Below are 14751 nucleotides of genomic sequence, written 5' to 3' on the forward strand. Positions count from 1 at the left end.
GGAAGGCATAGACAGCTAGGATGTTGGCTTAGAAGCAGCCATCATTTAAAGAAAGCGTAATAGCTCACTAGTCGAGTCGGCCTGCGCGGAAGATTTAGCGGGGCTCAAGCGATATACCGAAGCTGCGGATGTGTATTTTAAAATATATGTGGTAGGGGAGCGTTCTGTAAGCCTGTGAAGATGGACTCGTAAGAGCCGTTGGAGGTATCAGAAGTGCGAATGTTGACATAAGTAACGTTAATGCGAGTGAAAGACTCGCACGCCGAAAGACCAAGGTTTCCTGTTCAACGTTAATCGGAGCAGGGTGAGTCGGCCCCTAAGACGAGGCAGAGATGCGTAGTCGATGGGAATCAGGTTAATATTCCTGAACTCTCGTATCATGCGATGGAGGGACGGAGAAAGCTAGACCAGCTGGTGATTGGTATGCCAGTGTAAGCAGGTAGGTAGAGATCTTAGGCAAATCCGGGATCTTAATACTGAGACGTGAATGCGAGGAGCTTACGAGCTCCGGAGTGGTTGATGCTATGCTTCCAAGAAAAGCTTCTAAGCAATAGTGATATGAGAACCGTACCCCAAACCGACACTGGTGGTTGGGATGAGAATTCTAAGGCGCTTGAGAGAACTCGGGTGAAGGAACTCGGCAAAATCGTACCGTAACTTCGGGAGAAGGTACACCTTCCTAGGTGAATGCTTTACGCAGTAAGCTCTGGAAGGTCGCAGTGAAAAGCTGGCTGCAACTGTTTATCAAAAACACAGGACTCTGCAAACACGAAAGTGGACGTATAGGGTCTGACGCCTGCCCGGTGCTGGAAGGTTAATTGATGGGGTTAGCGTAAGCGAAGCTCTTGATCGAAGCCCCAGTAAACGGCGGCCGTAACTATAACGGTCCTAAGGTAGCGAAATTCCTTGTCGGGTAAGTTCCGACCTGCACGAATGGCGCAATGACGGCCAGGCTGTCTCCACCCGAGACTCAGTGAAATTGAAATCGCCGTGAAGATGCGGTGTACCCGCGGCAAGACGGAAAGACCCCGTGAACCTTTACTATAGCTTTACAGTGGATTTTGAATCTTTTTGTGCAGGATAGGTGGGAGGCTTTGAAGCAGCGACGCTAGTTGTTGTGGAGCCATCCTTGAAATACCACCCTGAAAGATTTGGACTTCTAACTTAGGCCCATGATCTGGGCTAAGGACATTGTATGGTGGGTAGTTTGACTGGGGCGGTCTCCTCCGAAAGAGTAACGGAGGAGTACGAAGGTACCCTCAGCCCGGTCGGAAATCGGGCTTATGAGTGCAAAAGCAAAAGGGTGCTTGACTGCGAGACAGACACGTCGAGCAGGTACGAAAGTAGGTTTTAGTGATCCGGTGGTTCTGTATGGAAAGGCCATCGCTCAACGGATAAAAGGTACTCCGGGGATAACAGGCTGATTCCGCCCAAGAGTTCATATCGACGGCGGAGTTTGGCACCTCGATGTCGACTCATCACATCCTGGGGCTGTAGTCGGTCCCAAGGGTATGGCTGTTCGCCATTTAAAGTGGTACGCGAGTTGGGTTCAGAACGTCGTGAGACAGTTCGGTCCCTATCTGCCGTGGGCGTTGGAAATTTGAGAGGAGCTGCTTCTAGTACGAGAGGACCGAAGTGGACGTATCTCTGGTGTTCCGGTTGTCATGCCAATGGCATAGCCGGGTAGCTACATACGGACGGGATAACCGCTGAAAGCATCTAAGCGGGAAACCTTCCTCAAGATAAGATTTCCCTAGGGGTTTAACCCCTCTGAAGGTCCGTCGAAGACTACGACGTTGATAGGTTGGGTGTGTAAGTGCAGTAATGCATTGAGCTTACCAATACTAATTGACCGTGAGGCTTGACCATATAATAGGTCTTAGACAATTTGTCTTACAATGAGACATGAACGTTTCCAAAGTTAAAACGGAGAATACAGTCTACTTGCTGTTACTAACCAACTAATCAAATTTATTCGTGAGTGGAGTATTTAATACTTCAAACACAAACCAGTTTTCCTGGAGACAATAGCGCTATGGAACCACCTGATCCCGTCCCGAACTCAGAAGTGAAACGTAGCAGCGCCGATGGTAGTGTGGGAGTTCCCATGTGAGAGTAGGTCATTTCCAGGGCTTAATACAGAAACCCCTAGTTCAGTGAACTGGGGGTTTTTCTTTTGTGGGAAAAATTTTATTTAAGAAAGTTTGTTTTATAGTAAGATCGACTTAAAACAAGCATTATTTAAATGCCGGCGCATCGGTTGTAAGAAGCAAGGGAGCTATTCTATCCGGCATCTTGCAAGTTTTGTTAGAGGAGGGATTATGTATGATCACGACAATTTCTAAAGAAAATAGTGTCATTAATAAAGCCATTATTAATAAAGCACTTATTATCATAGATCTCATTAATGATATAGCGAGTGAAGATGGGTTATCGAATAGTAGTTATTCAGAAATTATCCATAGGGATATTATTACTAAAACCAATCAAACACTCGAATTAGCCGATCAAAAGAGTATTCCTGTGATTGCTGTCAAAGTAGGATTTGCTGATGATTATCATGATATTCCGTCGGGCTCACCGATGTTTCATCATGCTAAAGAGATTGGTGCTTTTAAGCTAAGCGGGCGAGGTTGTGATTGGGTTGCGGAATTAGCGCTTACCGATAGTGATTCTATTTGGGTTAAAAAGGGTGTGAGTGCTTTTGCCGGTAATGATTTGGCTGATTATTTAAAAGATGAAGGAATAGAGACTCTCTATTTCGCTGGCGTGAGCTCTTTATTAGCCATTCAAAGTAGTGTTCGTTTAGCACATGATTTAGGATTTACAGTATATGTTATTGAGGATCTGTGTGCTGCAGGAACATTTAAGCAGCATGAAGAGAGTATGGAAGCATTAACTGGATTAGCAAAAATCATACAATTAACTGATCTTAAAAAAGCTTGGTCTTGAGAATTAATCAATATCTCAGTAAAAATGGAGCTTGCGACTATTTATAGTAAATTTGGTTTAAGAAAAATGGCTTTTAAACAACACTTGCAGGATGCCGGATAGAACGGTTGGCTTAGCTCTATCAATCGATGCGCCGGCATTTTAATAAGCTTATTTTGAACCGATCTCACTATATAATGGAAATGGAAACTGATAGGCCGGATAAAAAACAGCAATCAACGATAATGGCTGATTGCTGTTTGTAGAGTTTTAATTGTATTGTTGCAAGTGTCTCAGTCGTGAATCTTTATTCATTAAATCTTATTAAATCCTACTAAAGCTTAGATGCCTTCACGGATTGCATTTTTTTCATCTTGCTCTCGCCGTTTAGCAAGATAGAGATTCAGTAATGTCACCAAGAATACGGCCGTTGCTACGATGCCGATCATGATGGTAGATAGGGCATTGATATTAGGGCTTACACCTAAACGGGCTTTAGAATAGATCCATATTGGAAGTGTCGTTCCGCCAGGGCCAGTTGTAAAGGTGGCAATGACCAAATCATCTAATGATAAGGTGAATGAGAGTAGCCAGCCGGAGATAATCGCCGGTAGAATCATCGGTAGTGTAATATAGAAAAACGTACGAATACCATCTGCCCCTAAATCCATTGCGGCTTCTTCGATATGTCGATCAAAACCTGTGAGGCGAGATTGTACCACAACGACTACATAGCACATTGTAAAGGTGATATGAGCAATCATCATGGTCCAAAATCCAGTACTAAATTTTAAAGCGACAAAGGTTAAGCCTAACGAGCTTCCCATAATAATTTCGGGCATGACCATCGGCGCATAGGTAATACCTGAGAAGAGAGTACGACCTTTAAAACGACGGAATTTCACTAACGAGAATGCGGCCATTGTTCCAAGAATAACGGCAAAGGTGGAGGTTCCTATCGCGAGTAGGAGACTTGTTTTAGCCGCTGACCAGATTCCCTCTTGTTCAAAGAGATCACCATACCATTTTGTCGAAAATCCACTCCAAACAGTCACTAATTTTGATTCATTGAAGCTATAGATAATGACCAAAATAATCGGAATATAGAGAAAAAATAGTCCAACAATGAGTGCCATCCAGTTGAGCGCTGTCATTTTCTTTTTCATTATTGTCTCCTAGTTGAACTGTCTTTCTTGAATGCGATTAAAGATATAGATCGGAATAATCACAATTAAAAGGAGAATAACAGAGATCGCAGATACAAGTGGTAAGTTCATACCTTGCAGATAAGTATCATAAAGGACTTTCCCAATCATCGTCACATTAGAGCCACCTAATAAATCAGGAATAACAAATTCCCCTGTTGCCGGGATAAAGACCAAGAAACAGCCTGCCAAGACTCCAGGGAGTGAAAGCCTAAAGGTCACTGTCCAGAATGTTTTAAGTGGCCGGCAACCTAAGTCTAAGGCAGCTTCAATCAATGTATCATCAATCTTCATTAATGTTGCAAAAAGCGGCAGGATCATAAAGGGAAGATATCCATACACAATTCCGATATAGACTGCAAAATCTGTATGTAGAATATGCAGTGTTACTGGCGAGTCAGGATCAATCAAGCCAATACCCATTCCAACCCAGTTAATAAAGTTATTGAGTACGCCGGTAGGAGAGAGAATCGTCACCCATGCATAGATACGGATTAAGAAAGAGGTCCAAAAGGGGAGTATCACAAGCATGACGAGAAATAGCTGCCATTTTTTAGAGGCTCTCGACATTGCAAGTGCGATAGGGTAACCGATAATAAGCGTCAGTAATGTCGAGAAAAAAGCGATTTTAATACTATTGAGATAGGCGTGAATATAGATCCCATCACTCCAAATCTCCATGTAATTTTGAAAGTTGACAGTGATCTGTAATAGCCCATCATCGACCCATTCTAAAAGATTTGAAAATGGAGGCGAGGCAATTTCTGCCTCAGTAAAACTGATACGCAGAATAATCAGAAAAGGAATAAGGAAAAAGAGCGTTAGCCAAATATAGGGTACGCCGATGATAAAGCGATGGCTGTTACCAAGGCTTACAATAAAACGATAAGGTGCAAATCGGAGTAATCTACGGTGGGTAAAGCTAATGCGTGAGACAATCTCTGCCATTTTACCCGTAAATGTGCCGATCTCTTGTTGACGGTGGGGCATTGTCAAACCTCCAGATATAAACGATAAACGCTAAGAGATGAGTACAATTCCTGAATCTTCAGTAAAACTCACATAAACACGATCTTCGTGGGTAATTCGTTGTTCGATAATCCTCGTATCATTCATCTGTGAGACGGTAATCATCTTCTCATTATCCAGTTTGACGTGATAGATAGAGACATTGCCCATATAACCAATATCCCAAACCTCTCCTTCCACACAGTTAATCATAGGATTGTCTGGAGGGGTTAAAGAGATGTCGAGTTTTTCAGGGCGAACAGCGACCCAAGCTTGTGAACCGACTGTAGCTCCCACACCTTGAGCACAGACAAGCGGTGTCAGAGATTCATAACTCTCTACTGTTGTTCGGTTGGAAGCGATTTCAGAAATAACGCCTTCAAAGATATTCACATCTCCGATAAATTCGGCGACATAACGGGAGTTTGGGAATTCATAGATCTCCGCCGGCGTTGCAACCTGCGCTAAGCTTCCTGAATCCATCACAGCAATACGGCTTGAAACGGTCATCGCTTCTTCCTGATCATGCGTGACGATAATAAAGGTCATGCCGAGTTCTTCTTGAATGGTCATCAGTTCAAACTGTGTCTGTTCTCGTAAGCGTTTATCTAGCGCCCCTAAAGGTTCATCGAGTAACAGTAGTTTAGGTTTTTTAGCGATGCTCCGAGCGAGGGCAACCCGTTGACGTTGACCCCCTGATAGTTGATGCGGTTTACGTTTAGCAAAGCGCTCTAACTGAACTAACTCGAGCATTTGTTGTACGCGTTTACGAATCTCCGGTTTTTTAACCTTATCCTGTTTAAGACCAAAGGCAATATTATCTTCTACCGTCATATGGGGGAAGAGTGCATAGCTTTGGAACATCATATTGACAGGACGTTCATAAGGGGGAATTTTCGACATATCTTCCCCTTCCAGAAGAATCTTGCCGGATGTAGGTGTTTCAAAACCGGCAAGCATCCTTAATAGCGTGGTTTTACCACAACCTGAGGGACCTAAGAGAGAGAAAAATTCACCTTTATAGATATCGAGTGAAATATTATCTACTGCGAGATGCTCATCATAACGCTTCACAATATCGATAATTTCAACATGAGGGACGGAATTAGGATCACGCCAAGGTTCATTTTTGTGTAAACGGCTCTGTTGCATTGAACGCCTCCACATTTTTATTAAAGGCGTTCTGAACATACCTTTAATAAGGGTGAATAGGAAGGGGCAAAAAGGCCTCTTATTGAGATAGTGCAATATAGTATGCAGAGGCTGAATTTTAGAGTGTTTACTCTAAGGGTTCAAGCACTATTGCAATCTATATCGCTAATAAATAATTTCTAATTTATTTTAGCGAATCAGAATGTCTGATTTCAAAATGCCATTATTTTTTGATTAAAAGGTAAAAAGCCTTTTCTCAGGTGCCGGTACCCTAGAAAAGGCAATCTTATTTACTCAATAATTTCATAAGGTTATATAATCAAAAAGTGAATCATTAGAGATCGTAATCTTCATAACTTAGAGTAAATTAATTGTTTGCTATTAGAGAATCTCTTATAGATTAGAGAATTGTAAAGAGCTCATCAAAAGGCAAACGTGATTTTGGCAATTTTGCATTGAAGTCCTCTTCTGACCGATAACCTAATGAAGCAATCACAACGCTTCTAAAACCTTTCTCTTTGAGATTGAGGATTTCATCGAGTTTTTGAGGGTCAAATCCCTCGATGGGTGTCGAATCGATCTGGAGGGCTGCTGACGTTAGTAGCAGATTGCCAAGCGCAATGTAAACTTGACGATTTTGCCAATCATGTAATTGTGCTTCTGTTTGACTATTGAGATCTACGAAGTAGCGACGGCCTTGGTCATTCGCAGCTTTCATCTCTTTTTCAGGGAAGCGCTGATCTTTATCTTCTTGGTCTACAATCTCTTTGAGGTAGGCATCTGTAAACTCATTACGTGCAAGGAAAAGCACTACATGAGAAGCGTTCGTCACACGAGGCTGATTAAATTCAAAGATAGCCGGGAGAATTTTGGCTTTTGCTTCATCTGATTCCACAATGACAAAGTGCCAAGGTTGTGAGTTCACTGATGATGGACTATTTTGGAGGACTTTATAAAGTTGCTCAAGGTCTGCTTGAGGAATCTTTTTGTTAGGATCATACTCTTTGCAAGTGTAACGTTTTGTTGCAATATCACTGATAGATGTCATCGTTCATCACTCCTTTTACTTCGATTAACTAATATCTGAGTTGGCGTTTATTGAGTTTTAAACTTCCAACTATATCGGATTATATGGTATCAGTTTTCTTGATCTATATCAGAGAAAATTCCCGCTTCACTTTGATTTTATGATAAATTTTGGGAGTGAATAGTGAATATATGGTTGTGCAAATGATCTATTTCATAAACGATACCAAATTGTTGGTAACTACTAAAATTTGTAAGGAGATAGAATGAAACTCTACTACTCGAAAGGTTCTTGTTCAGAAGTCCCTCAAATGATCGCAAGAATCTTGAATATCACCCTTGATTCTATTGCTGTTGATCTTGCTACTGGGAAAACTGAAAATGGAGTGTTGCTTACTGAAGAGGTGGGGAAAAGCTATGTGCCGGCATTGCAACTAGATAACGGCAAGGTCATTAGTGAAGTACCGGCGATTGCTGCTTATCTCTGTCAATTAGTCCCAAATCAAACATTGTTTCCACTTAATGGTGAGGCGTTTATTGACCAGTTGAGTTGGCTGAATTTTATTGCTACAGAAATTCATAAATCTTATCAACCTATTTTTCGACGGGTATTTGGGCAAACGGTCAGTGAAGATTGGTTTGAAACAGGGCGGAGTAATATTTTGAAAAGTTATCAGAGTATATGCCCGCTTTTAGAAAAACAAGCCTTTCTAATGGGGGAAACATTGACTTGTGCTGATCTCTATCTCTATACAACTTTACAATGGGCTGTGACCACAAAAGTGGGTTTAGATGCAGATCATGATTTTAAGGCCTATCGCCAGAGAGTAAAATTAGCCGTAGATTCCCTATCCTGATGGATGCTTATTTGAGAGATGAAATGTATCATTGTAAAGAGACTTAAAGTCTCTTTTTTATTGTGCTTTTTCTCGATATCATTAACCGTTAGTATATTGGGATTTCTGTGCTAATTGATAGTAATGATCGACATGAATTTCAATTAAATAAATGTTTGGGAAGAAAAGATCATTACTAGACAGCCTATTATCCGGAATTCGTTATTAGGGAAAAATCAGCGATGAGGCGCCATATGAAAATGTTTTTTATAATGGGGGGAATAATATTACTTGTATTAGCAATTGTGACAGCTTGCGCAGTAAAACCATTGCCGAAATTACAGCAGGTAGAAAGCCATGCTTTTTCACCGCCCAATAAAAATACGAGATTAGCTAAAGTCATTGAAAAAGACCTACCTGAAGATCGCAGTTTAACCGGAATTATCCCTCTAGGTGATCCACTTGATGCTTTTGTAGCACGTTCTGCGCTTTTAAATATTGCCGAAGAATCGATTGATCTTCAATACTATATTTGGCGGCCTGATACTTCTGGCATTATGCTCTTTTACGATATTTTAGGTGCTGCAGAGCGTGGTGTGCGGGTACGATTATTACTAGATGATAATAATACGCAAGGAATGGATGATCTCATTTCGGTATTAGATAGTCATCCGAATATTGAAGTCCGGCTTTTTAATCCTTTTACTAACCGTAAATTACGTTTTCTTGGTTATCTCATTGATCTGAAAAGATTGAATCATCGAATGCATAATAAATCCATCATTGTCGATGGAAAAGCTGCAATTACCGGGGGGCGTAATATTGGTGATGAGTACTTTGCGGCAGGTGATGGCATGGTTTTTTCTGATTTGGATGTGATTGCGATAGGGAATTTAGTACCCAGATTAGCACAAGATTTTGATCACTATTGGAATAGTGTATTAGCGTATCCTGCGAATCAAATTATTACCAAAGAGTATGGCAGTGATTATACGGCTACGCTCGATAAACTTCGTCGAGTCAAATATCGTGCGGATGTAGAGACTTATCAGCAAGCGCTGCAAGGCTCAAAATTACTCGATAAAATTATGAATAATAATATCGAATGGCAATGGTCTGAGGCTATTTTGATCTCAGATCCACCCAGTAAAGCGCTTGGTGTTTGGAGTGAAGATGATTTTTATAAACCTTTAGTGCAAGCATTAGGCAAGGCTGAGCGGGAGCTCTTTTTTGTCTCTCCCTATTTTGTACCTACAGGGGCTGGCGCGGAGTTCTTAGAGGGGTTGGTTAAGGATGGTATTGAGGTATCTGTATTAACGAATGCTTATGAAGCAACCGATGTACCTTTTGTTCATGCGGGTTATACCAATTATCGTCAAGGATTGATTGAATCAGGCGTTAATATTTATGAGCTTAAAAAGTCCTTTGCCGATAATGTCCCTGAACCTTCGGATCGTGGTCTTGTGGGGAGCTCGGCATCAAGTTTACATGCTAAAACATTCGTAGTAGATAGTGAGCGCCTTTTTGTGGGCTCTTTAAATCTTGATCCACGCTCTGCAAAGATTAATACTGAAATGGGGGTTGTGATTTTAAATGAACAATTAACGCAAGATGTAGAGGGGATTATTAAGCGTAATTTGTTAGAGCGTTCTTATAAAGTCATCAGTGAAGAGGGCAAGTTACGTTGGCAAGTCTTTGAGAATGAGGAATTAGTAAAGACATATGGTGTCGAGCCTAATACAAATATTTGGCAACGAGGCTTTGTGAAATTTTTAACGTGGTTGCCCATTGAATGGCTTCTTTAATGAGGAATCGACCATAACCCTAATAACCAAAAGGATAAAAGCCACTTGAGTTGCAATTCAAGTGGCTACTTTTTCTATGTTATATAGTAATATCGGTTCATAATAAGCTTATTTAAATGCCGGCACATCTGTTGTAAGAAGTAAGGAAGCTGTTCTATCCGGCATCTTGCAAGTGTTGTTTAATACTCAATTTTATGTTCTTTTTAAAATCCCACAATGGTTGTTTAAAAACCATTTTTCTTAAGCAAAATTTACTATAAGTTTTTAAGCTTTCACCCTTTTATTCAGTGCTTATTTAGGCGTTGACAACAACGCCGTAGAGATCGTAGGTATCTGCATCATCAATTTCAACAGAGATGATCTGCCCGATCATTTCAGGCGTTGCATCATCAATATAGACAAGACCATCAATTTCAGGGGCATCGGCTTTAGTTCGCCCAATGGCAATACCTTCCTCATAATCGAAATCATCGATCAGTACCTCTAATGTTTGACCGACTTTGGCTTGTAATTTTTCAGCAGAGATTTCTGCTTGCAGTGTCATGAAACGATTTAATCGTTCTTCTTGGATCTCTAATGGAATCGCTTCAGCAAGGTCATTGGCTACAGCGCCTTCGACGGGTGAATAGATAAATGCGCCCACGCGATCTAAGCGCGCTTCTTTGATGAAGTCGAGTAATTCTTGGAATTCTTCTTCTGTCTCGCCGGGGAATCCGACAATGAAGGTTGAACGAATCGTGATTTCAGGACAGATCTCCCGCCATTTTTGAATACGTTTTAACATATTCTCGCTATTCGCCGGGCGTTTCATTGCTTTTAGAATGCGTGGCGAGGCATGTTGCATCGGTACATCAAGATAAGGGAGAATTTTCCCCTCTGCCATTAGCGGAATGAGATGATCCACGTGGGGATAAGGGTAGATATAGTGTAAACGCACCCAAATGCCGAGTTTACCTAATTCTTCACACAGATTTTGAATATGGCTACGAACCGGCTTGCCATCCCAGAACCCTGTTTGATATTTCACATCTACGCCATAAGCACTTGTATCTTGTGCTACAACGAGCAGCTCTTTAACGCCGGCGGCGGCTAATTTTTTAGCTTGTGAAAGCACATCGCCCACAGGATAAGATTGATGTTTTCCTCGCATTGACGGAATAATACAGAAAGTACAATGGTGGTTACAACCTTCAGAGATCTTGAGATAAGCATAATGACGAGGCGTGAGCTTAATTCCGGTTTGTGGTACAAGATCAAGGAAAGGATCATGCGGCCGAGGAAGATGCTGGTGTACTGCAGCCATCACTTCTTGGAAAGCATGTGGGCCTGTTACACTTAAAACATTGGGGTAAAGGTCAAGAATCTTATCAGCATTAGCGCCTAAGCAACCGGTGACAATCACTTTACCATTCTCATCGAGCGCTTCACCAATGGCATCTAAACTCTCTTGTACCGCAGAATCAATAAAACCACAAGTGTTGACGACAACGAGATCCGCTTCATCATATTGCGGAACAATTTCATACCCTTCAGTGCGAAGTTGCGTCAAAATATATTCAGAGTCAACGAGCGCCTTAGGGCAACCTAATGATACAAATCCAATTTTTGCTGTCACAAATTTAACCTTCAATAGAGTGAAAATAACTGTGATGAGAAGAAATCATCGTCAGCCATAAAATAGAGAGGCTATTTTACAATAGCCTTAAAAATTATAAAAATAGTTATAAGAGTCGTTATAAAAATAGTTCTACAGATTACTGCTTTAATGCTTCAGGATAAAATAAGCGATCCGGTTGATCTACGTTACTATCGATCAGGGAATTATTTTGGCATAATCTTAGCGATAAACGCCTCGTGTGCCGCAATTTCGCTATCAGATGCGTAGAGAATCTTACGTTGAGTGGCTTTTGCAGCGGCCTGAATCGAGGCTTGTTCCGTTGCTTCTTCTATCTCTTCAGAAATTACAGGAGGGGCAAAATCATCAAAGAGAGATTCTTGTCCACCGGTCATCAGTAGGTAGACTTGTGCGAGTAGTTCGGAGTCTAATAGCGCACCATGAAGCTCTCGACCAGAGTTATCAACCCCTAAACGCCGGCAGAGCGCATCGAGCGTATTTCTCTGAGAAGGGTAGAGCTCTCGTGCGAGTTTGAGGGTATCAATCACCTCGGAACGTTCCGTGACTTTCGGTAATCCCATTCTTTGAAGTTCGAAGTTAAGAAAGGGGATATCAAAGCCAGCATTATGAATGATGAGCTCAGCACCATCGACATAATCTAGAAAACTTTGACCAATTTCCGCAAAAAGAGGTTGATCTGCTAGAAACTCATCGCCTAACCCATGAACATTAAAAGCTTCAATCGGCATTGATCGTTCAGGGTTAATATAGACATGAAAATCATTATTTGTAATTTTGCGGTCAATCATCTCAATACAGCCGATCTCAACAATACGATCGCCTTTATTAAAATCAAAACCGGTTGTCTCGGTATCTAATACAATTTGTCTACTCATGATTTATCCTAAAGAAGTATGAGAGAAGATTCCTTATCCTTTTCCTAAATGCTCGGTAATCGCCCCGGTAGCGAGTTGATCCACGATCTCATTTTCCCGATGCCCAGCATGTCCTTTTACCCAACACCAATCAATTGAAAGATGGCGTTCCCGCTCTAGTAGCAGTAAGCGCCATAAATCTTGATTAAGTACCGGTTTATTATTGGCAGTTTTCCAATCCCGGCGGATCCAACCATCAATCCAGTTTAATACCCCTTGCTGCACATACCGAGAATCCGTAGTAAGCACAATATGACAAGGGCGAGTAAGCGCTTGCAGAGCTTTAATTGCCGCCGTTAATTCCATACGGTTATTGGTCGTTTCCGGTTCAAATCCCGAAAGGGTCTTTTCATGACCTTTGTAGATTAACAATACCCCCCAACCGCCGGGACCGGGATTTCCTCGGCAAGCACCATCGGTATAAGCATATACAAATTCCTCCGGAGAAGGCTTGGATGAATCCTGAGAGGTTTGTTGATGAGTCGTCATAGAAATTCTTGTTTCTTGTAGATGCTGAAGTCGAGTGTATTGAGTGAAATAATAGGTTAAGGTTGGGCTTATACCGCAACAACAGCTTTAATACCGGGATGAGACTGATAATCACAAATCTCAAAATCTTCAAATTGGAAATCAAAGATCGATTGTGGATCATTGTGAATTTTCAGTGTTGGAAGCGCTAAAGGCTCCCTTGAGAGTTGTAGATCTGCCTGTTCGATATGATTCGCATAAAGATGGCAATCACCGCCTGTCCAGATAAAATCGCCCACTTCAAGGTCGCAAACCTGTGCAATCATGTGCGTTAATAACGAATAACTAGCGATATTGAAAGGAACACCTAAGAATATATCGGCTGATCGTTGATAGAGTTGGCAGGATAATTTGCCGTTACTCACATAAAATTGGAAAAGTAGATGACAAGGCGGAAGAGCCATTTGATCAAGTTCGCCCACATTCCAAGCGCTCACGATAAGTCTGCGAGAATCAGGGTTTGTCTTGATCTGCTCAATGAGCTCGGAGATTTGGTCAACAACGGTACCATCTGCTTTGGGCCATGATCTCCACTGAGCCCCATAAACAGGGCCTAAATTGCCATTTTTATCTGCCCACTCATTCCAAATACGAACGCCATTTTCTTGCAAGTAAGCGATGTTGGTATCGCCTTTGAGGAACCACAACAATTCATAAATGATTGAACGAATGTGGAGTTTCTTAGTGGTCACTAGCGGAAAACCTTGTGAGAGATCAAAACGCATTTGATGACCAAAGATAGAGAAAGTACCGGTACCTGTTCTATCTTCTTTAAAAGCCCCTTCCGTGCGTACTTTTTGCATTAGATCAAGATACTGTTTCATGCTTTATCCTTGCGATAGGCGATAACGAGAATAATAAGACCAATGATGATCATTGGGATACAGAGTAACATTCCTTGGGTTAACCAACCGCCGGCAATATAGCCTAGATGGGCATCGGGTTCTCTGAAGAATTCCACAAAGAAACGAAATGCGCCATAGCCGAGGAGGAATAGACCAGAAGCGGCTGCGCGTGGACGAGGTTTTGCGGTATAGATCCAAAGAATAATAAAGAGTAGTAATCCTTCAGTGAATGCTTCATAGAGCTGCGAAGGATGACGATAAATATAATCTACCGTTGCAGGGGCATTTTGAAAGTAAAAGCCCCAAGTTTGATCGGTAAATCTCCCCCACAATTCGCCATTGATAAAGTTACCAAGGCGACCGAAGAAGAGACCAAGTGGAATCAGTGGGGCAATAAAGTCGGTAAATTCCCAGAATCCTTTTTTATAACGCTTTGCCACTAAGAAGCTAGCGATTAAAACACCGATTAAGCCACCATGAAAACTCATGCCGGCCCATTCAATGCTTGATCCTGTCCAACCAATAATCGAAGCCGGATTTTCTATAAAATGAGGGAAATCATAGAAGAGGGTATAACCAATTCTACCGCCTAAAATAGCCCCCAAGAAGAGATAAAAGGCCATATCGCTGACTTGTGCAACAGTCCATCCTGAATTGGGCTTTTTAGCGCGATAGGAGCCGAGTAATACCGCTAGGCCAAGCGCAACGATATACATTAAAGCATACCAACGGAGCGCAACAGGTCCAATGGAAAAGATAATAGGGTCAATGTGAGGGGCAAAGTAGAGTGATGACATTCAATCCTCTTACAGATAAGAATAGGGGGAACAACAATAGGCTAATCATGTTAAGCCATTTAATGATT

General features: G+C 41.7%; 12 protein-coding genes and 2 rRNA genes (1 of these 14 only partly in view). 5 read left to right on the top strand and 9 right to left on the bottom strand.

Going from position 1 to position 14751, the window contains the following annotated elements; genetic code table 11:
* From WMO13_RS01745 to WMO13_RS01755, 3 genes are all read left to right on the top strand, one after another.
* Nucleotides 1-1869: ribosomal RNA gene (locus WMO13_RS01745) — 23S ribosomal RNA — on the top strand (it extends 1043 nt beyond the left edge of the window).
* Between the two features lie 148 nt (nucleotides 1870-2017).
* A 5S ribosomal RNA gene (rrf, locus tag WMO13_RS01750) occupies nucleotides 2018-2132 on the top strand.
* Nucleotides 2133-2325: 193 nt separating this feature from the next.
* On the top strand, nucleotides 2326-2952 hold the full coding sequence (locus WMO13_RS01755; RefSeq protein WP_270049137.1) for a cysteine hydrolase family protein: 627 nt from the start codon (nucleotides 2326-2328) through the stop codon (nucleotides 2950-2952).
* A 320-nt stretch (nucleotides 2953-3272) separates the two neighbouring features.
* On the opposite strand, the gene WMO13_RS01760 is transcribed toward WMO13_RS01755, so the two are convergent.
* The 4 genes from WMO13_RS01760 to nfsB all read right to left on the bottom strand — a co-directional run bounded on the left by WMO13_RS01760 (nucleotide 3273) and on the right by nfsB (nucleotide 7344).
* On the bottom strand, nucleotides 3273-4097 hold the full coding sequence (locus WMO13_RS01760; protein ID WP_026879623.1) for an ABC transporter permease: 825 nt from the start codon (nucleotides 4095-4097) through the stop codon (nucleotides 3273-3275).
* Nucleotides 4098-4106: 9 nt separating this feature from the next.
* Nucleotides 4107-5126, bottom strand: a complete 1020-nt coding sequence (locus tag WMO13_RS01765) for an ABC transporter permease subunit (protein WP_026879624.1) — start codon at nucleotides 5124-5126, stop codon at nucleotides 4107-4109.
* 30 nt (nucleotides 5127-5156) lie between these two features.
* Nucleotides 5157-6296 (bottom strand): ABC transporter ATP-binding protein, encoded by a 1140-nt coding sequence (locus WMO13_RS01770; RefSeq protein WP_026879625.1) that lies wholly within the window; start codon nucleotides 6294-6296, stop codon nucleotides 5157-5159.
* A gap of 400 nt (nucleotides 6297-6696) precedes the next feature.
* Nucleotides 6697-7344 carry an oxygen-insensitive NAD(P)H nitroreductase gene (gene nfsB, locus WMO13_RS01775; protein ID WP_026879626.1) on the bottom strand — a complete coding sequence of 216 codons (648 nt, stop codon included), beginning with the start codon at nucleotides 7342-7344 and terminating at the stop codon, nucleotides 6697-6699.
* 244 nt (nucleotides 7345-7588) lie between these two features.
* Between nfsB and WMO13_RS01780 the strand changes: the two genes are divergently transcribed.
* Together WMO13_RS01780 and WMO13_RS01785 are read left to right on the top strand one after the other, a co-directional pair.
* A complete protein-coding gene (locus WMO13_RS01780) occupies nucleotides 7589-8179 on the top strand; it encodes a glutathione binding-like protein (protein ID WP_026879627.1) in 591 nt (196 codons plus the stop codon).
* Nucleotides 8180-8412: 233 nt separating this feature from the next.
* Nucleotides 8413-9963, top strand: coding sequence for a phospholipase D family protein (locus WMO13_RS01785; RefSeq protein ID WP_026879628.1), 1551 nt, complete (start codon nucleotides 8413-8415; stop codon nucleotides 9961-9963).
* A gap of 295 nt (nucleotides 9964-10258) precedes the next feature.
* Here the strand turns inward: WMO13_RS01785 and rimO are convergent, their stop codons facing one another.
* The 5 genes from rimO to lgt form a co-directional block, all read right to left on the bottom strand.
* Nucleotides 10259-11578 carry a 30S ribosomal protein S12 methylthiotransferase RimO gene (gene rimO / locus WMO13_RS01790; RefSeq protein ID WP_034856268.1) on the bottom strand — a complete coding sequence of 440 codons (1320 nt, stop codon included), beginning with the start codon at nucleotides 11576-11578 and terminating at the stop codon, nucleotides 10259-10261.
* Nucleotides 11579-11784: 206 nt separating this feature from the next.
* On the bottom strand, nucleotides 11785-12474 hold the full coding sequence (gene dnaQ / locus WMO13_RS01795; RefSeq protein ID WP_026879630.1) for a DNA polymerase III subunit epsilon: 690 nt from the start codon (nucleotides 12472-12474) through the stop codon (nucleotides 11785-11787).
* 33 nt (nucleotides 12475-12507) lie between these two features.
* On the bottom strand, nucleotides 12508-13002 hold the full coding sequence (rnhA, locus tag WMO13_RS01800) for a ribonuclease HI (RefSeq protein ID WP_051396345.1): 495 nt from the start codon (nucleotides 13000-13002) through the stop codon (nucleotides 12508-12510).
* 68 nt (nucleotides 13003-13070) lie between these two features.
* Nucleotides 13071-13865: a thymidylate synthase gene (locus WMO13_RS01805; protein WP_026879631.1), complete on the bottom strand. Its 795-nt coding sequence runs from the start codon at nucleotides 13863-13865 to the stop codon at nucleotides 13071-13073.
* The gene (lgt, locus tag WMO13_RS01810; RefSeq protein ID WP_026879632.1) at nucleotides 13862-14683 is read right to left on the bottom strand and encodes a prolipoprotein diacylglyceryl transferase; all 822 of its coding nucleotides are present in this window, start codon (nucleotides 14681-14683) and stop codon (nucleotides 13862-13864) included. Before lgt ends, WMO13_RS01805 begins: the two co-directional genes overlap by 4 nt.
* Nucleotides 14684-14751 lie beyond the last annotated feature (68 nt).

It is taken from the genome of Ignatzschineria larvae DSM 13226 (assembly GCF_038500265.1).
Taxonomy (GTDB): Bacteria; Pseudomonadota; Gammaproteobacteria; order Cardiobacteriales; family Wohlfahrtiimonadaceae; genus Ignatzschineria; species Ignatzschineria larvae.

What these genes read in the sequence shown, in the direction of transcription:
- rnhA (WP_051396345.1), bottom strand. Translation starts at nt 13,002, where the DNA reads ATGACGACTCATCAACAAACCTCTCAGGATTCATCCAAGCCTTCTCCG.
- nfsB (WP_026879626.1), bottom strand. Translation starts at nt 7,344, where the DNA reads ATGACATCTATCAGTGATATTGCAACAAAACGTTACACTTGCAAAGAG.
- WMO13_RS01760 (WP_026879623.1), bottom strand. Translation starts at nt 4,097, where the DNA reads ATGAAAAAGAAAATGACAGCGCTCAACTGGATGGCACTCATTGTTGGA.
- WMO13_RS01770 (WP_026879625.1), bottom strand. Translation starts at nt 6,296, where the DNA reads ATGCAACAGAGCCGTTTACACAAAAATGAACCTTGGCGTGATCCTAAT.
- lgt (WP_026879632.1), bottom strand. Translation starts at nt 14,683, where the DNA reads ATGTCATCACTCTACTTTGCCCCTCACATTGACCCTATTATCTTTTCC.
- dnaQ (WP_026879630.1), bottom strand. Translation starts at nt 12,474, where the DNA reads ATGAGTAGACAAATTGTATTAGATACCGAGACAACCGGTTTTGATTTT.
- WMO13_RS01805 (WP_026879631.1), bottom strand. Translation starts at nt 13,865, where the DNA reads ATGAAACAGTATCTTGATCTAATGCAAAAAGTACGCACGGAAGGGGCT.
- WMO13_RS01765 (WP_026879624.1), bottom strand. Translation starts at nt 5,126, where the DNA reads ATGCCCCACCGTCAACAAGAGATCGGCACATTTACGGGTAAAATGGCA.
- WMO13_RS01780 (WP_026879627.1), top strand. Translation starts at nt 7,589, where the DNA reads ATGAAACTCTACTACTCGAAAGGTTCTTGTTCAGAAGTCCCTCAAATG.
- WMO13_RS01755 (WP_270049137.1), top strand. Translation starts at nt 2,326, where the DNA reads ATGATCACGACAATTTCTAAAGAAAATAGTGTCATTAATAAAGCCATT.
- WMO13_RS01785 (WP_026879628.1), top strand. Translation starts at nt 8,413, where the DNA reads ATGAAAATGTTTTTTATAATGGGGGGAATAATATTACTTGTATTAGCA.